This is a genomic window from Streptomonospora nanhaiensis, from assembly GCF_013410565.1.
In the GTDB taxonomy this organism is placed as follows: Bacteria; Actinomycetota; Actinomycetes; order Streptosporangiales; family Streptosporangiaceae; genus Streptomonospora; species Streptomonospora nanhaiensis.
This window is the reverse complement of record NZ_JACCFO010000001.1, coordinates 5,422,421-5,445,174: the sequence shown is the minus strand read 5'-3', so window position 1 is coordinate 5,445,174 and position 22,754 is coordinate 5,422,421. Positions and strand designations below refer to the sequence as shown.

Annotated in this window: 20 protein-coding genes and 1 pseudogene; 7 read left to right on the top strand and 14 right to left on the bottom strand. The window is 74.0% G+C overall.

All coding sequences use genetic code 11. The annotated features are described in order from the left end of the window. Nucleotides 1-392: 392 nt before the first annotated feature. Nucleotides 393-1,334, top strand: a complete 942-nt coding sequence (gene pfkB / locus HNR12_RS24205) for a 1-phosphofructokinase (RefSeq protein WP_179769709.1) — start codon at nucleotides 393-395, stop codon at nucleotides 1,332-1,334. A 205-nt stretch (nucleotides 1,335-1,539) separates the two neighbouring features. On the opposite strand, the gene HNR12_RS29620 is transcribed toward pfkB, so the two are convergent. Continuing rightward, nucleotides 1,540-2,196, bottom strand: a complete 657-nt coding sequence (locus HNR12_RS29620) for a LysM peptidoglycan-binding domain-containing protein (protein ID WP_308118858.1) — start codon at nucleotides 2,194-2,196, stop codon at nucleotides 1,540-1,542. 489 nt (nucleotides 2,197-2,685) lie between these two features. On the opposite strand from HNR12_RS29620, the gene lexA reads away from it, so the two are divergent. The 3 genes from lexA (at nucleotide 2,686) to HNR12_RS24185 (ending at nucleotide 5,295) form a co-directional block, all read left to right on the top strand. Beyond that, nucleotides 2,686-3,303, top strand: coding sequence for a transcriptional repressor LexA (gene lexA, locus HNR12_RS24195; RefSeq protein ID WP_372451073.1), 618 nt, complete (start codon nucleotides 2,686-2,688; stop codon nucleotides 3,301-3,303). Between the two features lie 207 nt (nucleotides 3,304-3,510). Then, the gene (locus HNR12_RS24190; protein ID WP_179769707.1) at nucleotides 3,511-4,602 is read left to right on the top strand and encodes an alpha/beta fold hydrolase; all 1,092 of its coding nucleotides are present in this window, start codon (nucleotides 3,511-3,513) and stop codon (nucleotides 4,600-4,602) included. Between the two features lie 126 nt (nucleotides 4,603-4,728). Then, nucleotides 4,729-5,295, top strand: coding sequence for an SMI1/KNR4 family protein (locus HNR12_RS24185; RefSeq protein WP_179769706.1), 567 nt, complete (start codon nucleotides 4,729-4,731; stop codon nucleotides 5,293-5,295). A gap of 141 nt (nucleotides 5,296-5,436) precedes the next feature. Here the strand turns inward: HNR12_RS24185 and HNR12_RS24180 are convergent, their stop codons facing one another. From HNR12_RS24180 to HNR12_RS24155, 6 genes are all read right to left on the bottom strand, one after another. Beyond that, complete coding sequence (locus HNR12_RS24180; protein ID WP_179769705.1) at nucleotides 5,437-5,946, bottom strand: YybH family protein; 510 nt, start codon at nucleotides 5,944-5,946, stop codon at nucleotides 5,437-5,439. Nucleotides 5,947-6,038: 92 nt separating this feature from the next. After that, on the bottom strand, nucleotides 6,039-6,968 hold the full coding sequence (locus HNR12_RS24175) for an aldo/keto reductase (protein WP_179769704.1): 930 nt from the start codon (nucleotides 6,966-6,968) through the stop codon (nucleotides 6,039-6,041). A 253-nt stretch (nucleotides 6,969-7,221) separates the two neighbouring features. Beyond that, on the bottom strand, nucleotides 7,222-7,851 hold the full coding sequence (locus tag HNR12_RS24170) for a hypothetical protein (RefSeq protein WP_179769703.1): 630 nt from the start codon (nucleotides 7,849-7,851) through the stop codon (nucleotides 7,222-7,224). Nucleotides 7,852-8,816: 965 nt separating this feature from the next. Further along, the gene (locus tag HNR12_RS24165) at nucleotides 8,817-9,461 is read right to left on the bottom strand and encodes a hypothetical protein (RefSeq protein ID WP_179769702.1); all 645 of its coding nucleotides are present in this window, start codon (nucleotides 9,459-9,461) and stop codon (nucleotides 8,817-8,819) included. Between the two features lie 3 nt (nucleotides 9,462-9,464). Then, nucleotides 9,465-11,963 carry a leucine--tRNA ligase gene (gene leuS, locus HNR12_RS24160; protein ID WP_179769701.1) on the bottom strand — a complete coding sequence of 833 codons (2,499 nt, stop codon included), beginning with the start codon at nucleotides 11,961-11,963 and terminating at the stop codon, nucleotides 9,465-9,467. Nucleotides 11,964-12,210: 247 nt separating this feature from the next. Then, complete coding sequence (locus tag HNR12_RS24155; protein WP_179769700.1) at nucleotides 12,211-12,774, bottom strand: hypothetical protein; 564 nt, start codon at nucleotides 12,772-12,774, stop codon at nucleotides 12,211-12,213. A 288-nt stretch (nucleotides 12,775-13,062) separates the two neighbouring features. On the opposite strand from HNR12_RS24155, the gene HNR12_RS24150 reads away from it, so the two are divergent. The 3 genes and pseudogenes from HNR12_RS24150 to HNR12_RS24140 all read left to right on the top strand — a co-directional run bounded on the left by HNR12_RS24150 (nucleotide 13,063) and on the right by HNR12_RS24140 (nucleotide 16,041). After that, complete coding sequence (locus HNR12_RS24150; protein WP_179769699.1) at nucleotides 13,063-13,485, top strand: DUF6406 domain-containing protein; 423 nt, start codon at nucleotides 13,063-13,065, stop codon at nucleotides 13,483-13,485. A 79-nt stretch (nucleotides 13,486-13,564) separates the two neighbouring features. Next, complete coding sequence (locus tag HNR12_RS24145) at nucleotides 13,565-15,106, top strand: long-chain-fatty-acid--CoA ligase (protein ID WP_179769698.1); 1,542 nt, start codon at nucleotides 13,565-13,567, stop codon at nucleotides 15,104-15,106. Nucleotides 15,107-15,163: 57 nt separating this feature from the next. After that, nucleotides 15,164-16,041: pseudogene (locus tag HNR12_RS24140) on the top strand (IS5 family transposase). 91 nt (nucleotides 16,042-16,132) lie between these two features. Here the strand turns inward: HNR12_RS24140 and HNR12_RS24135 are convergent. From HNR12_RS24135 to HNR12_RS24105, 7 genes are all read right to left on the bottom strand, one after another. Beyond that, on the bottom strand, nucleotides 16,133-16,360 hold the full coding sequence (locus HNR12_RS24135; protein WP_179769697.1) for a hypothetical protein: 228 nt from the start codon (nucleotides 16,358-16,360) through the stop codon (nucleotides 16,133-16,135). Nucleotides 16,361-16,432: 72 nt separating this feature from the next. Next, nucleotides 16,433-17,494, bottom strand: a complete 1,062-nt coding sequence (locus HNR12_RS24130; protein ID WP_179769696.1) for a glycoside hydrolase family 3 N-terminal domain-containing protein — start codon at nucleotides 17,492-17,494, stop codon at nucleotides 16,433-16,435. Further along, nucleotides 17,491-18,231, bottom strand: a complete 741-nt coding sequence (locus HNR12_RS24125) for a carbohydrate ABC transporter permease (protein WP_179770872.1) — start codon at nucleotides 18,229-18,231, stop codon at nucleotides 17,491-17,493. The genes HNR12_RS24130 and HNR12_RS24125 overlap by 4 nt, the downstream gene beginning before the upstream one ends. A 98-nt stretch (nucleotides 18,232-18,329) precedes the next feature. Next, a complete protein-coding gene (locus HNR12_RS24120) occupies nucleotides 18,330-19,322 on the bottom strand; it encodes a carbohydrate ABC transporter permease (RefSeq protein WP_372451072.1) in 993 nt (330 codons plus the stop codon). A gap of 5 nt (nucleotides 19,323-19,327) precedes the next feature. Further along, nucleotides 19,328-20,602 carry a sugar ABC transporter substrate-binding protein gene (locus tag HNR12_RS24115; RefSeq protein ID WP_179769695.1) on the bottom strand — a complete coding sequence of 425 codons (1,275 nt, stop codon included), beginning with the start codon at nucleotides 20,600-20,602 and terminating at the stop codon, nucleotides 19,328-19,330. A 230-nt stretch (nucleotides 20,603-20,832) separates the two neighbouring features. Then, nucleotides 20,833-22,146 carry a cytochrome P450 gene (locus HNR12_RS24110; protein WP_179769694.1) on the bottom strand — a complete coding sequence of 438 codons (1,314 nt, stop codon included), beginning with the start codon at nucleotides 22,144-22,146 and terminating at the stop codon, nucleotides 20,833-20,835. Nucleotides 22,147-22,277: 131 nt separating this feature from the next. Continuing rightward, on the bottom strand, nucleotides 22,278-22,727 hold the full coding sequence (locus HNR12_RS24105) for a hypothetical protein (RefSeq protein ID WP_179769693.1): 450 nt from the start codon (nucleotides 22,725-22,727) through the stop codon (nucleotides 22,278-22,280). Between the last annotated feature and the right edge of the window lie 27 nt (nucleotides 22,728-22,754).

The window sequence follows — 22,754 nt, the reverse complement described above, 5'->3', positions numbered from 1 at the left end:
GCCCGCCCGGGCGGGGGCGGCCGGCCGCGGGAGGGCCGTTCCGGCGGCCCGTCCCCGCGGTGGCGTAGCGTGGCCGTGCGGACTCACGGCGTGTGGCCATGCCGCCTCACATCGCAAAACACACCAAAAGCAATTGACTTCCCTCGCAAAACGGACATAATCAAAGGAAGAACCAACCAAACGGACCGACACACGTGGGGCGCACGCGTGAGGCCGGCACCGCGCAGGAGCCGGCACCCCGCACCCACACGAGGGGGTCACCGGCGCGGCCGTGCCCGGTGCGGCCGCCGCGGACCTCCCGCCCCGGCGGCGGGCCGTGCCGCCCTGCCCGCGGGCTCGACTCCGAGACGGTCGCCGACCACCCGCGCAGTCGAACCACGGAGCACGCCCGCATGATCCTCACCTGCACGCCCAATCCCAGTGTCGACCACACCCTCGAAGTCCCCAGGCTCGAGCCGGGCGAGATCCTGCGCGTCCAGTCCGCGCGCACCCAGGCCGGGGGCAAGGGCGTCAACGTCTCGCGGGCGCTGCGCCGCAACGGCCGCGACACCACCGCCGTGCTCCCCGTCGGCGGCCCCCAGGGGGCCGAACTCACCGCGCTGCTGGGCGACCTGCCCTGCGTCCGGGTGCCCATCACCGACGCCACGCGCACCAACATCACCGTCACCGAGGCCGACGGCACCACCACCAAGCTCAACAGCAGCGGCCCGGCCCTCACCACCGCCGAGGTAGAGGAGCTGCTGGCGGCCCTCGACGCCGAACTCGCGCGCGAGCCGCAGTGGCTGGTGGCCAGCGGCAGCCTGCCCGGTGGGACCCCTCCCGACCTCTACGCCCGGATCGGCCGGCTGGCGGCCGCCCGGGGCGTGCCGGTGGCCCTGGACACCTCGGGCAAGCCCCTGGAGGCGGCCGCGGGCGCCGGCGACTTCGCGCTGCTCAAGCCCAACCTGGAGGAGCTGGCCGAACTGCTGGGCCGCCCCCTGGAGACCGTCGGCGACGTGGTCGGGGCGGCGCGCGAGGTGGTGTCCTGGGGCAACCGACTGGTGCTGGTGACCCTGGGCGCCCACGGGGCGCTGCTGGTCGACCGCGACCGCACCTGGTGGGCGCAGGGCCCGGAGGTGGTGCCGCGCAGCACGGTGGGCGCGGGCGACTGCTCCCTGGCGGGCTACCTGTCGGCCGAGGGGCCGCCCGAGGAGCGGCTGTGCCGCGCGGTGGCGTGGGGCGCGGCGGCCGTGGCGATGCCCGGAACCACGGTTCCCGGGCCCGAGGACCTGCGCGCCGGCGAGGTGCGGCTGGTGGCCGATCCCCCGGCGGACTGGCGGGTGGCCGACCTCTAGAGCCTCCCGCGCGGAAGGCGGGGACACGGGTCGTACGGACCGCGTACGCGTGTGCGGCGCGGCGGTGCGGCACGCGGGGCGCCGTGCGCCGGCTGCGGCGGCGGGCGCCCTTGGCGGCGGCCGGGGCGCGGGCCGGGCGGCGGGCTCCGGTCTCCGCCGGGACGGCCGCCGGCGGGGTGCCGCGCCCGAATGTCACCGCCTGCTGTTAGAACTCCGGCATGAGGAGTTCCTGGCCGGGTTCGAGGGTGGACTCGCTGAGCCCGTTCACGCGCACGATCTCGTGGACGGTGCGGCGGGGGTCGTCGCCCGGGCGCACGCGCTCGGCGATCTCCCACAGGGTGTCGCCCTCGCGCACCACCACGGTGCCCGGGGTGGAGCCGTTGAGCACGGAGTCGGTGGCGGTGTTCGAGGCGGCGGCGCCGGCGGTGGTGGCGGCCATGAACGCGGCCGACAGCAGCGCGGTGGCCAGCACCGAGGCCGAGGCCACCACGACCACTCTGCCGCGGCGGGTGAGCCGGTGCCGCCACAGCGACACCGCGGGCGCCAGCACGGCGCCGGGAGCCTCTTCGGGCCGCTGCGCGGCGGCGCGGGAGGCGGGCGGACCGGGGCGCGGACGGCTCCTGCGGACCGGGCGGGGGTCGGGCACCGCGCGCCACTCGGGGATCTCGCGCGCCCAGTCGAACGGCTCGGCGGCGGTGCTCCCGCTCTCGTGGTCGGCACCGCGGCCCCGGCCGCCCCGCGCGGGGTCCTCGGCACCGCCCGCGCCGGTGTGGCGGGCGCTGTCGGAGCCGTCGTCGGCCGACACGACGGACAGGCGGCGCGGCACCGCGCGGCGCGCGGCGGACGACGTTGACCAGGGCACAGGGGATTCGCACGCGGATGCGGATTCAGCCGCGGAAACAGTCATGGTCACTGCCCTCACCTTCGTACGCCCGTTCGTTAGAACTGACGTTCGATTACTACCGCATACGAGCGAATTTTTCAGCACCATCTCGAACGTTTGTTTGATATTGCCGTGTACACGCACTAACGTTGGACATGTTTCGCCGCGGTATCGGCTGCGCCACTCCAGGTGGCGGCACGCGCGCTACCGCTGCTGAAAAACCCGCTCGACTGGTCGGCTCCGCCTTTTCGGGGATCCGCCCGACGTCCGCACCGATAGCCGCACCATTTGACCCACCGACCGCCGAGGAGGCCGGCCGTGCCGGAGGAGAACCACGGAACCCAGGAACCTCACGCGGGCGGAACCTCCGTCACCGCGCTCCGGTCCTCTGCCGCGTCTTCCGCCGATCCACAGGGGTCCGCCGAGGGAACGGAGGGGGCGCCGCAGCTCACGGCCCGCCAGCAGAGCGTGCTGAGCTGCATTCACCGCTACGTGCGGCAGCGCGGGTACCCGCCGTCCATCCGCGAGATCGGCGACGCGGTGGGGCTATCGAGCCCGTCCAGTGTTGCGCACCAGTTGAAGGTCTTGCAACGCAAGGGCTATCTCCACCGCGACCAGAATCGCCCACGAGCGGTGGAAATTCGCATACCGGGACAGCCCCCGGTGCGCTCCTGGGACCAACTGGAGGACACCCCCGAGGCCGACGGCTCCCGCGCCACCGACGTCCCCGTGGTCGGCCGGATCGCGGCCGGCGGCCCGATCCTGGCCGAGGAGTCCATCGAGGACGTCCTCACCCTGCCCAAGCAGCTCGTGGGCGAGGGCCGGCTGTTCATGCTCAACGTCGTCGGCGACTCCATGATCGAGGCCGCCATCACCGACGGTGACCTGGTCGTTGTCCGCCAGCAGCCCGACGCCAACAACGGCGACATCGTGGCCGCCTTGCTCGACGACGAGGCCACGGTGAAGGTCTTCAAGCGCGACTCCGACCACGTGTGGCTGCTGCCGCGCAACGACGCCTACGAGCCCATCAACGGCGACCAGGCCACCATCCTGGGCAAGGTCGTGGCGGTCCTGCGGCGCGTCTGACCCGTTCTGTAACGACTTCGCCTCGCTTTGGTACGGGTCCGTGATCTTCGCCGTAGATCACGGACCCTTATCCGATTCGGAACCCAAGGGTTACCGGCACGGTCACCGGCGGCCTCCCGCGCCCGCCCCCGCCGCGCCGCCCCCGGGCGCCGCCGCTGCCCGCAGCCCCCGCCCCGCCGCCGCCCGGCGGGCAATACCGTGGTGACCATGCCCCTCGTGCCTCCGCCGCCCGCCCGCGCCGCACGCGCCCTCGCCGCGCTCGCGGCCCTCCCGCTGCTGCTGCTCGGCACCGCGTGCTCGCCCGAGACCGATCCCAACCCGATCGCCTCGGCGCCCGGCGTGCGCCCGGCCGAACGCGACATCACCTTCACCAGCGGCCCCGACACCCTGCACGGCACGTTCGCGCTGCCGCCCGACGGCGGCGAGGGGCTTCCGGCAGCGCTCATCGTCTCCGGCAGCGGCCCCACCGACCGCGACGGCGACAACCCCGCGCGTCCCGACGCCGGCACCAACGAGAACATCGCACGCGTCCTGGCCGAGGCGGGCGTCGCGTCGCTGCGCTACGACAAGCTCGGCAGCGGCGCCACGGGCATGGCCTCGCGCGATCCCGAGGCCCCGGTCGACTACGGCGTCTTCGCCGACGAGGTGGCCGCCGCCTACGCCTTCATGGCCGACCAGCCCGAGGTCGACCCCGCGCGGCTCGTGGTGATCGGCCACAGCGAGGGCGCGCTGTTCGCGCTGCGCGCCCACGAACTGGCGGGCGGCACCCCGCCCGCGGCCCTGGTGCTGGCGGCCCCTCCGGGGCGGCGCTACCTCGACGTCCTCGACCGGCAGGTCACCGAGCAGGTCCGCCAGGCCGAGGCGGCGGGCGCCCTCGGCTACACCGAGGCCGAGGAGACGCTCTCCGACACCCGCTACGCCATCGCCGGCATCCGCGACGGCGAGGTGCCCGACCTCGCCTCGGGCTCGCCGCTGGGCGGCGTCCTGGAGCCGCGCACGGCCCCGTTCCTGCGCACCGTCGACGCCATGGACCCGGTCGACCTCGCCCGCGACGTACCCGACGACATCCCCGTGCTGGTGCTGTGGGGCACCGCCGACTCCCAGATCCAGCGCTCCGACGTCGACCGGCTGATGACCGGCCTGCCCGGGGCCGAGCGGGTCGACGTCGAGGGCGCCGACCACGTGCTGCGCGTGTACGACGACGCGCCCGGCGCGCCCGTTCTGGACTCCCAGCGCCGCTTCTCCCCCGACGTCGCGCCCGCCCTGGTCGGCTTCCTGGAGGACTCGGTGGGCCTGTAGGAGCGCTGCGGGGACCCGGGGACCGGGGGCGGCGGCGCGGCCCGGGGAATGTCGGTGCGGCGCCCTACCCTGCTGCCGCGGCGGCGCTCCGCCCCACCAAGGCCCCCCTCGCCAGAAGGACACGGCATGAGCGAAAACGGCTCCGACCTCCCCCGCCCGCGGCCCTCCACACCGGAGGAGTGGCGCGCCTACCTGCTGGACTACGGCGACACCTACATCCGCACCGCCAACGAGTACCAGCTGCCGAACATCACCGAAGAGCAGCATCGGACCCGCTGGATGGGCCGCGAGCCCGCCACCGAGGAGGCCGTCGCGGCCGCCGAGGACCGGCTGGGCGTGCGGCTGCCGCCGAGCCTGCGCGCCTTCCTGAAGGCCAGCGACGGCTGGCTGGGGGTCGGCGGCTGGGTCAGCGAGGTCTACCCGTGCGCGGAACTGGACTGGATGCGCGACACCGAGAGCGGCGGGTACATCGTCGACATGTACCGCGAAGAGGGCGACGCCGACGACTACGTCGCCTTCTTCGAGCGCGCGCTGGAGGTCGCCTCCGGCGAGGACTTCTGGCTCCTCGACCCCGCGCGGGTCAACGCCGACGGCGAGTGGGGGGCCGTGCTGTTCACCCCCAAGTACGGCGACCTGGAGGAGTTCCCCGACTTCATCTCCCTGGTCCACGACAGCCACCGCATCATGCTCTGAGTCCGGGGCACAGCCCTGCAGGCCGGCGGCGCGTCCGGCGCGGCCGCGCCGCGCCCCGGGGACGTCGCGGGGCCGGACTTCCGCCCGGCCCCGCCACCCGCCGGATACGGCGTTCAACCACGTCGGCGCGCATACGACCGGTCAGCCGCCCGCCTGGGCCGCGAGCGCGGCGGCCTCGTGGAGGTCGACGGGGTGGACGGCTGTCTGGTCCCGGACGATGCGCCAGCGGCCGTCGTCGCCCCGCCGCCACACCTGGGAGTTCAGCGCCCGCAGGGCGCTCACCGCCCCGTCGGCGGCCGTGAGCCGCGCGACGAACACCATCCGGCTGGCGGCCAGGCGGTCGGACACCAGGACCTCGGGCCCCTCCTCCACGGCGTGCTCGGCGCGGCGCAGCGCGGCGAACATTGGGGCGAACGCGCGCCCGAACGCGGCGGCGTCGCGGAAGACGCGGCGCTCGGGGTCCGCGTCGTCGAACAGGATGACGTCGTCGGCCTCGAAGTCGTAGAAGTCGGCGAACACCGTGGTGAAGTCGAACTCGGGGTCGCCCTCGCGGCGGTCCCACCGGTGGATCCACTCGCGGTGCAGGCGCGCGACCGTCGCGGCCGCGTGAGGCCGGGCGGGGGACGCGCCGGGCTCGTAAACGGGGGGCATGGTTCTCCTCGTTCTCTTCTTCGCGTCGAGGTTCTCTTCGTCGGGTCGGTGCGTGGGACCGTGAGAAGGGCGGGCGCGGCAGGCAGCCGGGCTCACACCCGCCGGTCGGCGACCCGCACGTCGCCGAACACCAGGCCGCGGGCCATGGGCAGGTCCATGAACGCGGCGGGGAAGATCCGGCCCGGGTCGCTGACGGCGTCCAGCCGCCCGACCTGCTCCTCGGTCAGCGCCACGTCGAGGGCGCCCAGGTTGTCCTCCAGTTGGTGCACCGTGCGCGCCCCCAGAACCGGTGAGACCACGGCCGGGTTGCGCAGGGTCCACGCCAGCGCCACCTGCGCCGCGCTGACACCCGCCTCCGCGGCGACCTCGGTGACGACCTCGGCGATGGCGATGTTGCGCTCGGTCAGGTTGCCGACGCCCTCGATGACCCCCTTCCGGGTGCCGGCCGCCGTGTCCTGGCCGGTCCGGTCGGCCAGGTCGGCCCGGCCATACCTGCCCGTGAGCAGCCCTCCGCCGAGCGCGGACCACGGCAGCACGCCCAGCCCCATGCCGGAGGCCATCGGGATCAGCTCGTGCTCCGCGGTGCGCTGGACCAGGCTGTACTCGCTCTGCAGGGCGACGAGCGGCGACCAGCCCCGCAGGTCCGCCAGCACCTGCATCGCCGCGATGCGCCACGCCGGGGTGTTGGCGATGCCGACGTAGCTGATCTCGCCGCTGCGCACGAGGTCGTCCAGGCCGCGCATCACCTCCTCGTGCGGGGTGGTGTGGTCCCAGCCGTGGAGGTAGAACAGCTCGACGTGGTCGGTCCCCAACTGCCGCAGGCTGGTCTCCAGCGACCGCACCATGTTGAGCCGGTGGTTGCCGCCGCGGTCGACATAGCCGTCGAAGATCCGCCGGGCCTCGTCGGGGGCGGCGCCCCAGCCCCAGTCGTCGCCGAAGGTCATCGTGCCCAGGGAGAGCGGGGAGACCCGCAGCCCCGAACGGTCCAGGAGGCGGTAGTCGTCCAACGGCACGCTGCGCATGCACGCTCCTTTGTCGACAGCCGCGCCGTGCGGCCCCGCCCGCCGGGCAGGGCCGTGCCGTCGTGCGCGGGAGTCGGTGGATGTTCTGACGCGCTCGAGTCTGGTCCGCGCGCCGCCGGCCAACCAGGACCGCGCTTACCTGGGTGCGGCGCTCCCCGGACCCGCGCGGAGCGGGTGGAGGAGCCCCAGGGGTCCGCCACGCCCGCCGGGACCGGCCCGCCGCGGGCGGGGCAGGGCCGTCCGCAGAAGGCGCCTAGTAGTCGCCCTCCTCGACGGCGGCGGCCACCGCCCGAGCGAGCTCCTCGGCGCCCGCGACGGTCTCCTCGGCGGGGACGGCCTCGGAGGACTGGTAGTCGATCGAGGCGGTGTAGCAGGTGAGGGTGTAGAGGTTGGACATCCGCACCGCCACGCAGCCCCAGCCGAACCCGCGGGTCTCCTCGTGCCAGGAGACCGCCTCGTCGCCCAGGTCCGCCACCGGCTCGGTCGAGTGCGGGCCGGCCGCGGCGTCCATCGCGTCGGCGGCGGCCGCCGTGCCCTCGGTGCCGTTGTGGTCGTCGTAGCGCACGAACACCACCCGCGCGGCGGCGGGCACGGACTCCGCGGAGCGGTCGGTGGCCCAGCGGCACTCCCGGCCCTCGCGCCAGTCCTGCTGGAAGCCCTCGATGGGCTGGTCGAGTTCGCTGCGGCGGTCGGGGACCAGGGACTCCAGGGCGTCGGTCTGGGCCGCCGCGCAGTCGGGCACGGTGTCGTAGTCGCCGCCGCCCCCGGAGGTCAGCGCCACGATGGCCCAGACGCCGCCGATCGCCATCAGCAGCACGATGACGCCCAGCGTGGCGACCACCGCCGTGGCGCAGCCCCGGCTCTGGGCGGGTGCGGAGGACACCGGCGGCACCTCGCCCGGCGGAGGGCCGCCGGGCACGCCCGCGCCGTAGGCGCCCGGGGTACCGGGGGCACCGGACGGATACGGGACGCCGGGGGCGCCCGGGGCCTGGGGGCCGGCGGGACCACCGGGCCCCCCGGAAGCGGCGTGGGCGCGACCAGCGCCCGAGCCGGGCGCAGCCGGTCCGCCGCCCCCGGCGGTGGCCGCGGGCAGGCCGGGGCCGCCCGGAGCGCCCTGCGGCGGTCCTGCGGGCGGTCGGGGGGCGCCCTGCGCGGGTCCGCGCGGGGCGGCGGGCGGGGCCGCGAAGGTACCGGTGGCCGTGGGCGCGGACGGCCCGGCGGCGCGGTCGCCACCCCGCGGTGGCGTCGCGGTCCCACCGGCCCCACCGGGGCTGCCGGGCACCGGGGGCGCGCCCCGGCCCTCGGGCGCGCCGCCGCCCTGCCGCGCGTCGCCGCCGGGCGGTCGGGCGCCGCCCTGGGGCGGGCCGTCCGGTCCGGGTGCGCGGCCGGGTGCGGGCCCGCGTCCGGCCGGTCCGGCCGTGGGCGGCGGCGGCACCGGTCCGGGCGCGCCCGGACCGGCGGGCGGCGCGGGCCGGTCGCCGCCGGGGGCGGAGGGAACGGAGGGGTACGGGGGCCGCGGGCCGGGCTGGGGCGCGGGGGCGCCCTGCGGCGGGGTGGGGCGCGGCGCCGAGGGCGACCCGCCGTTCGGCTCGCCCTCGTCGGGCTCGGCGCCGCCGGAAGGTGGCTGGGTCATCGGTGCCCTCCTGTCCTACGTGGCCCGGCCGGAGGCGGGCGCGGTGCGTCGCGGCCTGCCCTGGGGTAAGAGCGCGCCCGGCGCCGTCCGGTTCCCGGACCGCCGAGGATGTGAACCGACCGTCACGCTACTAGTGCGCTGCCCGGATTGGATAACCGCGCCGCGCCGGGCGGCCGGCGGTGCGCCGGGGAGCGGCGGCGTGCGGCTCGCGGCGCCTACAGCGACTCCGCGACCCGCTCGGCGACCTCGATCGCGCCCTCGCGCGCGTCCTCGTAGCTGAGGCCCTGCCCCTGGTCGTTCTCGTCGCCGCCGTAGAACACCTGGATCAGCATGTTCTCGCGGCGGAACGCGACCTCGGCGGAGGTGCCGTCGCCGGTGGCGGGCCACACGAGCGCGGCCTCCCCCAGCTCGGGCACGGGGTCGGCGCCGTCGAGCCGGCCGATGGGCGCGAGCTGCTCCAGCCGCTGGGCCGCCGCCCGCGCCCCGCTGACCTCGCCCGCCTTGTCGGTGAAGTGGGCGGTGAAGTCCAGGTGCAGGGAGCGCGGCGGGCCGTCGTCGGAGCCGATGGAGGTCCACACGCAGGTGGAGCTGTCGGCGTCGGTCATGGGACCGTGCTCGCTGGTCTCCAGCGCGGCGCCGGGCAGCAGCGACTCCACCGCGTCGGCCGGCACGGCCGAGCAGGCGGGCGCCGACGCGAAGGCGTCGGCCTCGTCGGCCTGCACGGCGGGGTCGTCGCTGCCCAGGACGAGTCCCGCGGTGAGCGACGCGGCGACCAGCAGCACGACCCCGGTCCCCGCGGTCAGCCACAGGCGCGCGGGTGAGGCGGTCGCCGCCTCGACGGCACGGCCGGCCCACGCCATGGGTCAGCCCACCACGATGTTGACCAGCTTGGGCGCCCGCACCACGATCCTGCGGACCTCCCTGCCGTCGATGAACGCCTGGACCTTCTCGGAGGCCAGCGCGAGGCGTTCGAGTTCCTCGGCGCTGACGTCCGGAGCGACCTCCAGTTTGTCACGGACCTTGCTGGCGACCTGCACGACACACGTCACCGACTCCTGGGTCAGCAGCGCGGGGTCGGGCCGGCGCCAGTTGCCCACCGAGACCGAGCCGGTGTGCCCCAGGCGCTCCCAGCCCTCCTCGGCGACGTAGGGCGCGAACAGGGCCAGCGTGATCGCGACCACCTCGGCGGCCTCGCGCACGGCGGGGTCGGCGGCGCCGGGCCCGGAGTCGATGGCCTTGCGCGCGGCCGTGACCAGCTCCATGATGCGCGCGACCGCGACGTTGAACCGCTGCGCGTCGACGGCGGCGGTGATCTTGTCCAGGGCCTGGTGCGTGGCCTTGCGCAGCGCGAGGTCCCCGGAGGCGGGATCGGCCCCGGGCGCCGACGCCGCACCGGCCTCGGCCATGACCCGGTAGGCCCGGTTCAGGAACTTCAGCGACGCGGCCGGCGAGACGTCGGCCCAGTCGATGTCGTCCTCGGGCGGCCCCGCGAAGATCATCGTCAGGCGGACGGCGTCGACGCCGTACTTGTCGATCTCCTCGCCGAGGTCGACGCCGTTGCCCAGGGACTTGGACATCGCCTTGCCCTGGTTGATGACCTGGCCCTGGTTCAGCAGCCGCCGGAACGGCTCGGTGAACCCGACCATGCCCATGTCGTAGAGGACCTTGACGAAGAAGCGCGCGTACATCAGGTGCAGCGTCGCGTGCTCCTTGCCCCCGATGTACTGGTCCACCGGGCCCCACTTGGCGACCTTGTCGATGTCGAAGGGCGCGGAGTCGTCGCCCGGCGAGCAGTAGCGCAGGAAGTACCAGGACGAGTCCACGAAGGTGTCCATGGTGTCGGTGTCGCGCTTGGCGGCGCCGCCGCACTTGGGGCACTCGGTGTTGACCCAGTCGGCGGCGGCGGCCAGCGGCGAGACGCCCTTGGGCGCGAGGTCGGCGCCCTTGAGGTTGTCGGGCAGCTTCACCGGCAGCTGGTCGTCGGGGACCGGGACCTCGCCGCAGTCGGGGCAGTGGACGATCGGGATCGGCGTGCCCCAGAAGCGCTGCCGCGACAGCAGCCAGTCGCGCAGGCGGTAGTTGACCGCCGCCGAGCCGGTGCCGCGCTCGCCCAGGATCTCGATGATCCGCGGGATGGCCTCGCTCTTGGACAGGCCGTCCAGCGGGCCGGAGTTCATCAGGCGGCCCTCGCCCGCGGTGGCCACGCCGGACTCGGCGGGACTGGGCTCGCCGGTGTCGACGACCTCGCGGACCTTGAGGCCGAACTTCAGCGCGAAGTCGAGGTCGCGCTGGTCGTGGGCGGGGACCGCCATGATCGCGCCGTGGCCGTAGTCGGCCAGCACGTAGTCGGCGGCCCACACCGGGATGCGCTCGCCGTTGACCGGGTTGATCGCGTAGCGGCCCAGGAAGACGCCGGTCTTGGGGCGTTCGGTGGACTGCCGCTCGATGTCGGAGAGCTTGGCGACCTGCTCGCGGTAGGCCTCGAACTCGGCGCGGTGGTCGTCGGCGCACAGCTCGTCGGCCAGCGGGGCGTCGGCGGCCACGACGAAGAAGGTGGCGCCGTAGAGGGTGTCGGGCCGGGTGGTGAAGACCGACACCGGCTCCTCACGCCCCTCGATGGCGAACCGGACGTCGGCACCGTGGGAGCGGCCGATCCAGTTGCGCTGCATGGTCAGGACGTCGTCGGGCCAGTTGCCGTTCTCCAACTGGTCCATGTCGTCGAGCAGCCGGTCGGCGTAGGCGGTGATGCGGTAGTACCACTGGTTGAGGCTGCGGCGCACGACCTCGGTGCCGCAGCGCTCGCAGCGGCCCTGCACGACCTGCTCGTTGGCGAGCACGGTCTGGTCCTTGGGGCACCAGTTGACCAGGCCGTCCTTGCGGTAGGCCAGCCCGCGCTCGAAGAACCGCAGGAACAGCCACTGGTTCCACTTGTAGTACTCGGGGTCGCTGGTGTGCAGCCGCCGCGACCAGTCGACGGCGATGCCGTAGCGCCGGAAGGACTCCGCCTGGGTCTCGATGTTGGCGTAGGTCCACTCGGCGGGGTGGGTGTTGTGCTTGATGGCGGCGTTCTCGGCGGGCAGCCCGAAGGAGTCCCAGCCGATGGGGTGGAGCACGTTCTCGCCGCGCTGGAACGCGTAGCGCGCGATGACGTCACCGATGGCGAACGCCTCGGCGTGGCCCATGTGGAGGTCGCCGGAGGGATAGGCGAACATGTCGACCACATAGCGGCGCGGACGGTCGTCGGCCGGGTCCTCACTGGCCGCGAAGGGGTTCTGCTCGGCCCAGCGGGCCTGCCACTTCTCCTGGACCGCGCGGGCGTCGTAGGTGTCGCCCGCGGTCTGGTCGCCGTCTACCGCTGTCATCGCTGGATCGTCCTCTAACGGGTCGCACTTGGGGGCACAGAGCGGCTGGAGGGCGGCGGTCCAACCGCGCCCGCTGGAGTCGGCCTCGCCGCGGATTCTCACCAGCCGGGTGTCCACCTCAAGGTTAGCGCGGTTCGCGGCACCTCCTCGACGCGATGGGCGGCGCGCCCGCGGCGAGGCGCCGCGGGCGTCGGCGGGGATTGGTCGCGACCGGCGGGCGGGCGCGGCCCTGGCGCCCTGAGCCCGCCTACACGTTGTCGCGGTTGGTGCGGTCGAAGGTGTGGGCCCGGCGGATTTCGCCGGCGGCGGGTTCGTCGGCGGGGGCGCCTCCTGGTTCGCGGGCCTCGGCGGCGCGGCGGTACTCCTCCGCGGCCTTCTCGTGCTCCTCGGCGGCCAGGCGGCGCTGGCGGACGGGGTCGGGCTCCAGTTCGGCCTCGTGGCGGACGGCGGGGCGGTGGACCTCCATGGAGCGGTCGACGGCGGGGCGGCCGGTGGCGTCCTCGTCGACCAGGGCGCGGGTCTCGCGGTCGATGCTGGTGGTGATGGGGACGGACTCGTGGCGGGGGCCCTCGATGAGGGTTGCGGCCTCGTGGTCGATGCTGGTGTCCATGATCCCGCGGTCGGCGGGCTCCTCCACCACCGTCTGCGGTGCCAGCCGGCCGCGCCGCCACCAGGGGAAGCGGCGGCGCTCGGGGTCGGCCAGGCCGCCGCGGAAGTAGGTGCGGGGCTGCTGGGTCCAGCGGACCAGGCACCAGATGGCGAACACCGCGCAGGCGGCGAGCAGGATGCCAACGGCCCAAACTGACGACATGGGAGTCTCCTCGGGGCTCGTGTCGTGCCTCTGCGTAGTCCCCTGCCCGCAGAATCGGCGTGTGAACGCCTGTCGGGCGCCGGGATCGCCTCAGCGGTGGGAGAATGCAGGCGATCCCGCGGTTCGCGGCCGCCCGCCTCCGGCCGTGCCGTGCGACCGTGCGGTATCCCCCCTTGCCGCCGCACGCCCCGTTCGTGCCGCCCCGCCCCCATCCCGCGCCAACCCGTTGCGCCGCGTGCCGCTTTCGCCGCACGGCGCACCCGACCAGCATGTGGAGACCCGCCGACCATGACCGAGTTCGTTGCCGCCCGCCGCGTCCGCCGCACCCTCCTCGCCGCCGCCCTGGGCGCCGCCGTGCTGCTGGGGGCCGCCGCGTGCGCCCAGGGCGGCGAGCCCGAGCCCGAGGCCAGTAGCCCGGCGCCGGTGCTGGGCGTGGACGACGACCGCGTGCAGCTGCTGGAGGGCACGCCGGCCTCGGTCGAGGGGGGTTCGGGCGACCCCGTGGAGCTCCAGCTCACCGGGTACGAGGACGGCGAGGAGCCGGCCGTGGTGATCAGTGCCCGCCCCGAGGGCGGCGAGGCCGAGGAGTTCACGCTGCGGCTGGGCGAGCACCTCGACGCCGCCGGGTCGAGCTGGCGGGTGTCGGAGATCGGCATCAGCGGGTCGGCGAACCAGCCGGCCAGCGTCACCCTGACGCGCGAGGCCGCTTAGCTCCACCCCGCCGACCGGCCGACAAGTTACCCTGCGGTAAGAAGGTGACCGATACCACGTCACACTGCTGGAGGGCGCGATGCTCAACCTCGCCGCACTGCTCGAAGACGGCGCCCGGACCACTCCGGACCGCGACTGCCTGGTGTTCGGTGACCTGCGGCTCAACTACGCGCTGGTCGACATGATCGCCAACCAGGTCGCCAACCTGCTGGTGGCCCGGGGCATCGCCCCCGGCGACCGGGTCGCGCTCGCCTCCCCCAACACGCCCTACTTCCCGTTCGTCTACTTCGGCGCGTTGAAGGCGGGCGCGGTCGTGGTACCGCTCAACGTGCTGTTGACCAGCCGGGAGATCGCCTACCACCTGCGGGACTCCGGCGCCAAGGCGCTGTTCGCCTTCGCCGGCACCCCCGAACTTCCGCTGGGCGAGCGCGCCTTCGCCGCCTTCCGCGAGACCGAGACCTGCGAGCTCTACATCGACCTCCCGGCCACCCCCGGCGCCACCGAGTCGACCATCGAGGGCGCCGAGACCCTGTGGGCGGCGCTCGACGGCCGGCCCGGCACGTTCTCCACGGTGCGCACCGAGGCCGACGACACCGCGGTGATCATCTACACCAGCGGCACCACCGGCAGCCCCAAGGGCGCCCAACTGTCCCACATGAACCTGCTGTTCAACGCCGTGGCCTCCGACGCCCTGTTCGAGCGCACCGAGCACGACGTCTACCTCACCGTGCTCCCGCTGTTCCACATCTTCGGCCAGACCACGATGCTCAACTGCGGCCTGTACCGGCACGCCACGCTGGTGCTGCAGCCCCGCTTCGACGGCGACGAGGCCCTGTCGCTGATGGAGAAGGAGGGCGTCACCGTCTTCGCCGGCGTGCCCACCATGTACTGGGGCCTGCTGGGCGCCACGGGCGAGCACGACATCGCGGGCATCGCCAAGCGGCTCAACGTCGCGGTCTCGGGCGGCAGCGCGCTGCCCGCCGAACTCGCCCGGCAGGTCAAGGAGCGCTTCGGCGTGGAGATCCTGGAGGGCTACGGCCTGTCGGAGACCTCGCCGGTGGTGTCGTTCAACAACCCCCGGGTCAAGGCCAAGCCGGGCTCGATCGGCCTGCCCATCTGGGGTGTGGAGATGAAGCTCGTCGACAGCGAGTTCAACGACGTCGAGGGCGAGGGCCCCGGCGAGATCGCGGTGCGCGGGCACTGCGTGATGAAGGGCTACCACAACCGCCCCGACGCCGACGAACTGGTGTTCCGCGACGGCTGGTTCCGCACCGGCGACATCGCCCGCCGCGACGAGGACGGGTTCTTCTTCATCGTCGACCGCTCCAAGGACATGATCATCCGGGGCGGCTACAACGTCTACCCGCGCGAGCTGGAGGAGGTGCTGATGACCCACCCCGACGTCAGCCTCGCGGCGGTGGTGGGTGTCCGCCACGAGACCCACGGCGAGGAGATCAAGGCCTACGTCATCCGCGAGGAGGGCTCCGAACTCACCGAGCGGCAACTGGTGGAGTGGGCCAAGGAGCGGCTGGCCGGCTACAAGTACCCGCGCCTGGTGGAGTTCCGCGACGAACTGCCGATGACCGCCACCGGCAAGATCCTCAAGCGCGAACTGCGCTAGGTCCTGTTTTTTGAAAGGTCTGCGGGGCGGGCTGGTCTTCGGTAATCCTTGGGATCCATGGTCCGACGCCATGAACTCACCGACGCCGAGTGGGACCTGCTCGCCCCGCTCATGCCCGCCCACCCCCGCAAAGGCAAGCGGTGGGCCGACCACCGCCGCGTCATCAACGCCATCCTCTACCGCACCAGGACAGGCATCCCCTGGCGCGACCTGCCCGAACGCTACGGCCCCTGGGAAACCGCCGCCGGACGCCACCGCCGCTGGTGCCTGGACGGCACCTGGCAGCGCATCGCCGACCGGCTGCGCATCGACGCCCTCACCGGCGCCGAACTCACCGCCGGTATCGACTCCACCGTGATCCGCGCCCACCACCACGCCGCCGGAGCCCCAAAAAAGGGGAGGCGGCCCGGGACGAAGGGGACAGGGCCCAAGCACTCGGGCGCTCGCGGGGCGGCTGGTCCACCAAGCTCCACCTGATCGCCGACACCCGCCGGCGGCCGCTGGTCCTGGCCCTCACCCCCGGCCAGCACGCCGACACGGTGATGCTGCGGCCTCTGCTGGAGCGGCTGCGCCTGGCGCGCTCCGGGGGGCGGGCGCGCACCCGCCTGGACCGGTTGCTGGGCGATAAGGCCTACTCCAGCCGCGCCAACCGGTCCTACCTGCGCCGGCGCAAGACCAAGGCGACCATCGCCGAGCCCGCCGACCAGCGGGCCAACCGGCTGCGGCGCGGTTCGGCGGGCGGCAGGCCCCCGTCCTTCGACCGGGAGGCCTACCGCTTGCGCAACACCGTCGAGCGCGCGATCAACCTGCTCAAGCAGAACCGCGCGGTGGCCACCCGCTATGACAAGCGGGCCGTGATCTTCGAGGGCACCGTCCAGGTGGCCTCGATCAGAATCTGGCTGCGCGACCTTACCCGTTCAACAAACACTGCCTAGCCCGCCGCGCCCCGGGGGTGCGGGGCGGCCGCGCGCCGCGCTTCCCGGGCGACCGCTCCCCCCGCGCCGCCGGACCCCACGGCAGCGGGCCTCACGACAGCGGGCGCCACTGGGAGTCGCAGACGACGCAGCGGAACTCGATGGGCTTGCCGCAGGTCTTGCAGTGCGGCCCGGGGCTGTAGTCGCCCAGGTGCTCGGCGTGCCGGTCGGCGAAGTAGCGCAGGTCCATGCACACGTTGCAGCGGATCGGCACGGTGGTGGGGCTGCGGGGCCAGGGCTCGTCGGGCTCGATCGGGTGCTCGGCGCAGTCGTCGGCCATCTCCCCTTCTCCTGTCTGCCTGTCCCCCGGGCGTCTGGTGTGCTGCCACCCTGGCGAACCCGGCCCGGCCGGTCAAGGCGCCGACGCGGGCCCCGCCAGCAGGCGCGCCACCCGCTCGGCCGCCTCGGCCAGCCGCGCCACGGGGACCGCGCCGGAGTCCACCGCGGCCAGCACGGCGTCGCGCGCCGCGCCGAACACCCGCCCGTCGAAGCCCGGCTCGGGCGGCCGCCCCGCCTCGGCGGTGTTGCCGGGGTTGCCCAGGCACAGCAGGTCGGCGCCCGCGGCGAGCGCCGCCACGGCGCCGCGCGCCACGGCCGCGGCCGGCTCGGCGACACCGGTGTGGGCGGCCAGCCCGCGCATGTCCAGCGCGTCGGTGACCGCCGCTCCGGTGAACCCCAGCTCGGCGCGCAGCAGCCGGTAGGCGGCCGGCGAGACGCTGGCCGGCGCGGCGTCCAGTTCGGGCACCACGATGTGCCCGGCCATCACCATGTCGGCCCCGGCCGCCACGGCCGAGGCGAAGGGTGCGAGTTCGCGGCGGCGCAGCACGGGCAGCGCGACGTCGACAACGGGCAGCGCCACGTGGGAGTCGACCCGGGTGGCGCCGTGGCCGGGGAAGTGCTTGACCGCGCCGAGCACCCCGGCGGCGTGCAGGCCGCGCACGAACGCGGCGGTGTGCGCGGCGACCTGGTCGGGGTCGGCGCCGAAGGACCGGCCGCCCACCACGGGGTTGGCGGTGTCCAGGCGCAGGTCGGCCACCGGCGCCAGCGCGGCGGCGATTCCGGCGGCGCGCAGGTCGCGGCCCATCGCCTCGGCGACGGCGGCGGTGCGCCGGGGGTCGCCCTCGGCGCCGAGGTCGCCGTGGCCGGGGTGCGGCGACCCGCTCGCCGCGTGCAGCCGGGTGACCCGGCCGCCCTCCTCGTCGGAGGCGGTGAGCAGGTCGGGGCGCAGCGCGCGCAGCCGCGCCGACAGCCCGGCGGGGTCGGCCGCGAGGTTGGGCGCGAAGTAGCACACGGCCGCCAGCCCCTCGCCGATCGCGCGCTCCAGCCACGCCGGGACCCCGGTGCCGGTGAACCCGGGCATGAGGACGGTGTGGGCCATGCGCCGCACGGCCGGGTCGGCGGCAGGCCCGCTCATCCCTTCACCGCCCCCTGCACCAGTCCGGCCACCAGCCCGCGCTGCACGATCAGGAAGAACACCATGACGGGCAGGGTGATGACGGTGGAGGCGGCCATGACCGCCCCCCAGTCGGTGGTGTACTGGCCGAAGAACTGCCGCAGGCCCACGGCCACGGTGTAGCGGTCGGCCTCGTTCATGAACGTCAGCGCCAGGATGAACTCGTTCCAGGCGGTGATGAAGGAGAAGATTCCGGTGGCCACCAGGCCGGGCGCCACCAGCGGGAACAGCACCGACCAGAACATCCGCCCCCACGAGGCGCCGTCGATGTAGGCGGCCTCCTCGACCTCGGCCGGCACGGCCGCGACGAACCCGCGCAGCATCCAGATGGCGAACGGCAGCGCCAGCGCGATGTAGACGACGCTCAGCCCCAGCAGGGAGTTGAGCATCCGCAGGTCGCGCACCTGGAGGAACAGGGGGATGACCAGCGCCTCCAGCGGCACCATCTGCACGGTGAGCACCATCACCAGCACCGTGGTGCGCAGCCGGAACCGGAACCGGGCCACGGCCACCGCCGCCAGCAGCGCCAGCAGGCTGCTTCCGGCCACGGTCAGCCCGGCCACGGCCAGCGAGTTGCCCAGGTAGCCCAGGAACCCGGCCTCCTGGAGCACGTGCCGGAAGTTCTCCAGGGTGAAGGAGGTCGGCAGCAGGGAGTCGGTTCCGGTGCGGGGCCGCTCCGAGACCGCGCTGACCACCATGAAGTAGGCGGGGAACAGGGTGAAGGCGAGCAGCGCGGCCACCGCCGCCCACCGGGCCGCGGCCGCCGCCGCGCCGCGCGCCCCGCGCGGCCGGGCCCTCACCGCAGCTCCTCGTCGCGGAAGAGGGCGCGCAGGTAGACGACGGTGACGGCGAGCAGCATGAGCGTCAGCAGCACCGCGATCGCCGATCCCAGCCCGTAGGACTGCTGGCTGAAGGACTGCATGTAGGACCACACCCCGAGGTTGAGCACGTCGCGGTTGCCGCCCGAGCCGCCCGGCATCAGGTAGACCTGCGCGAACACCTTGAAGTCCCAGATGGTGGAGAGGATGGTGACCACCGCGAAGACGGGCCGGATGGTGGGCACGGTGACGTTCCAGAACCGCTGCCAGGCGCCGGCGCCGTCCAGCAGCGCGGCCTCGTGCAGCTCGCGCGGCACGGTCAGCAGCCCGGCCAGCACGGTGACGGCCACGAACGGGAACCCGTGGTGGACCACGTTGAGCGTGGCGATGGCGTAGAAGGCCAGCCGGTCGGTGAACCAGTTGTAGCCCTCGGGCCCGACGGCGCCGACGGCCTCCAGGCCCTGGCGGACCAGCCCGCCGTCGACGTCGAAGATCCACACCCACACGTAGGTGCCCGAGACGGCGGGCATCGCCCAGGCCACCAGCACGCAGCCGAGCACGGCGGTGCGCGCCGGCGGGCGCAGCGTGGCCAGCAGCAGCGCCACCAGCGTGCCCAGCACCACCGTGCCGGCCACCGCCACCGCCGCGAACACCACCGTGTTGGGCAGCGCGACGGTCCACAGGTAGCGGTCGCCCAGCACCTGGGCGTAGTTGTCCAGCCCGATGTAGTCGGGCCGGCCCGAGACGACGTTGTCCAGGCCGTAGTCCTGGACCGACAGCCACAGCACCCGCCCCAGCGGGAACAGCAGCAGCGCCGCGATGACGGCGAGCGCCGGGGCCAGCAGCGCCCAGGGCAGGGCGCGGCGGCGCGTGGCGGCGCGCAGCAGGGGCGCGCGCCGGCGCCGCCCGGGGGCCGGGGCCGCGGCACCGGCCGCCGGGGCGGCCTGCTCGGTGGAGACGGGCGGGGCCACGGCGGTCAGGAGCCTTCGTCGTTGAGGGTCTGCTCGATCTCCTCGGCGGCGCGGGAGGTGGCCTCCTCCACCGACGCCTTCTCGTTGAGGATGTCCTGGAGCATGGCCTGCAGGACCGCGTCGCCCTGGACCTTGCCGAAGTTGGCGCTGGCGGGCAGGCCGCGCCCGGCCTCGGCCATCTGCTCGGCGAAGGGCCGCACCAGCGGGTCGTCGGAGGTGGTGTAGGGCTCCAACTGCTCGGTCTTGCCGGGGAAGTAGGTGGTCTCCTCCGACCAGCGGCGCGCGTTCTCGTCGTTGGTGAGGAGTTCGACGTAGGACCAGGCGAGGTCGGGGTCCTCGGCGGCGCTGAACACCGACAGGTGCGAGCCGCCCAGGAAGGACGGGCTGTAGCCGCCCTCGGGGCCGGGGATGGGGAAGGCGCCGATGCGCCCCTCCAGTTCGGGGTCGGCCTCGAGGATGGCGGCCGGGGTCCAGCTGCCCGCGATCATCATGGCGACGTCGCCGGAGATGAAGTTGTCCTGCAGGTCGGTCTCCAGCCAGGTGCTGGCGCCGGTGCTGGAGACGCCGTCCTCCAGGGCCAGGCCGGTGTAGAAGGACAGGCCCTCGCGCGCCTCGGCGGAGTCGATGCCGGAGGTCCAGGTGCCGTCGGAGCCCTGCTCGGCGATGTCGGCGCCGCTGCCCCACACGAACGGCAGCATCTGGTACATGGCGTCGCCGGCCACCGGGAAGGCGGTGAGGTCGTCGCGCTCCTCGGAGATCGTGATCGCGGTCTCGCGCAGCTCCTCCCAGGTGGTGGGCTCCTCCAGGTCCAGCTCCTCGAAGACGTCGGTGCGGTAGATGACCGAGCGCACCCCGGCGTACCAGGGCACCCCGTAGAGGCTGCCGTCGAGCTGCCCGGCCTCGGTGAGTCCCTCGACGTAGCCGCCGGTGTCGCCGACCCGGTCGGAGACGTCCAGCAGGGCGCCCGCGTCGGCGAACTCCAGGGTCCAGGTGGTGCCGACCTCGGCGACGTCGGGCATGGTGTTGCCGGCGATGGCGGTGGTGAACTTGTCGTGGGCGTCGGCCCAGGGCACGAACTCGACGTTGACCTCGACCCCGGTCTCCTCGCGGAACTGGCGGCCGACCTCTTCGAAGTAGGCGGTGGCGTCGGGGTTGGTGCCCTCCATGATCCAGACGTCGAGGGTCTCGCCTCCGCCACCGCCGCCGGATCCGCAGGCGGTGGCGAGCAGGGCGAGGGCGGCGGCGGCCGAGGCGGCCGGCAGGGCGCGGATGCGTGTCATCGGAGGTCTCCCGTCCACTCGCGATCCCCCGTGGGTGGTAAGAAACCTACGCAAAAAATGCGGTGACTGTGAAGTAAACAACACAACGGCACGGCAACGCTTGCGCTTCGGCCGGGACACTCTCCGCAACGCTGGCGCCCGGCTCCGCGCCGTGCGGGCGGAATCGCCGGAACCGCCGGTAACGCCGGAACCGTCCGCTTTCAGCCGGGGGGCCGCCCGCCGCGGACGGGTCAGAACGCGCAGGGCAGCGACTTGATCCCGTTGACGAAGTTGGAGGCCAGGCGCTGCGGCTCGGCGGTGGCGGCGATACCGGGCACCCGCCGGCGCAGTTCGCGGAACATGACGGTGATCTCACGCCGCGCCAGGTGGGCGCCCAGGCAGAAGTGCGGCCCCGGACCCCCGAACCCCAGGTGCGGGTTGGGGTGGCGGGTGATGTCGAAGGCGTCGGGGTCGTCGAACACGGCGGCGTCGCGGTTGGCCGAGGCGTAGTACAGCACCGCCTTGTCGCCGGCGCGCAGCGGGTGGCCGTTCAGGACGAAGTCCCGGGTGAGGGTGCGCCGCATCCACACCACCGGCGAGGCGTAGCGGACGATCTCCTCGACCGCGCGCCCGGCGTGCTCCTCGAAGTCCGACCACCACAGGCGGCGCTGCCCGGGGTGCAGCGTGAGCAGGTGCAGGCCGTGGCTGATGGCGTTGCGGGTCGTCTCGTTGCCGGCGACCGTCAGCAGGATGAAGAAGGAGCCGAGTTCCTGGTCGCTCAGGCTCTCGCCGTCGACGTTGGCGGTCACCAGCGCCGATGTGAGGTCGCCGGTGGGGTGCTCGCGGCGGTGGGCGGCCAGGTCGGCCAGCAGCGCCGACAGGTCGGCGCCGGCCTGCAGCAGCCGCGTGACGGCGGTGTCGACGTCGGTGCCGAGGTAGTCGGGGTCCTGCCCGGCCAGGACGGTGCTGGAGTTCTCCAGGACCATGTCGTGGTGCGACTCGGGGATGCCCATCATCTCGCAGATGACCACCAGCGGCAGGCGCGCCGCGACCTCGGCGACGAAGTCGCACGGGCCGGTCTCCAGCAGCCGGTCCACGATGCGCGCGGCGTGCCGGGTGACGTCGTCCTCCAGCTTGGCCAGCATCCGGGGGGTGAACCCGCGCGAGACGATGCGGCGCAGCCGGGCGTGGCGGGGGTCGTCCAGGTTGATCATCGAGCCGAAGTACTCGGCGAACCCCTCGGGCAGGTCGGGGATGGAGATCGCGCTGGGCTCGGAGGCGAAGACGCGCGGCTCGCGGCTGGCCTCGGCGACGTCGGCGTGGGTGACCAGGGCGTGGTAGCCGGGTCCGGTGGGGATGGGGCCCATCTCGCGCTCGGCGAAGAAGCGGGGCGGGTGGGCGCGCAGCCGGGCGAAGGCGTCGTGGCGCTCGCTCAGCGGACGGGCCCAGAACGCGTCGTCGGACAGGTCGATGTCGGAGACGTCCGGGAGCGCGGCCGGGGCGGCGGACGCGGCGGCCCCGGCGGGGGCCGGGCGCGCGCCGGAGCGGGGGGTCGGCTGGACCATGGGGGCTCTCCTAGCGGTATGGCCTGGATCACCCACTCTTTACACGGAGTCGCATGGTGTCAAGAAGTGCGGCGGGGCGGAGGGCCGCCCCGCGCGCGGTCCGGCCCCCGGCGGGGCCGGACCGCGCAGCGCTAGTCGGCGGTGCCGGTGGCGATGCGCAGGGTCGAGATCAGCTCGGCCGGCTTGTAGACCGCCTGGCCCACGGCGGCCGAGAACGCCGCCAGCATGTGCAGGTAGACCGCGGGGTCGCCGTTGCTCAGCCGCTCGGCGGCGGCCTCCTCGCCCACGGCGTAGGCCTCCCAGGCGGTGATCACGGCGAACTCCACCTCGGGCGGGAGCATGTCGGCGACCGTGGCGGCCACGGCGTCGCGGGAGTCGGCCGGCTTCCACACCACCCCGGTCTCCTCGACGCGGCGCGACAGGAAGGCCGCGAAGACCTTCAGCTCCGAGACGGTGCCCTCGGTGTCGGCCGCGGCCTCGGCCGCGGTCTGGGCCAGCAGGTCGCGGTCCTTGCGGACGTAGGAGTCGACCAGGGCGATGGCGAGCCGCTTGGTGCGGTCGGTGTCCTCTGTGCCAGGCATACCCCCATGATGCCCAGTGCCGCGGAC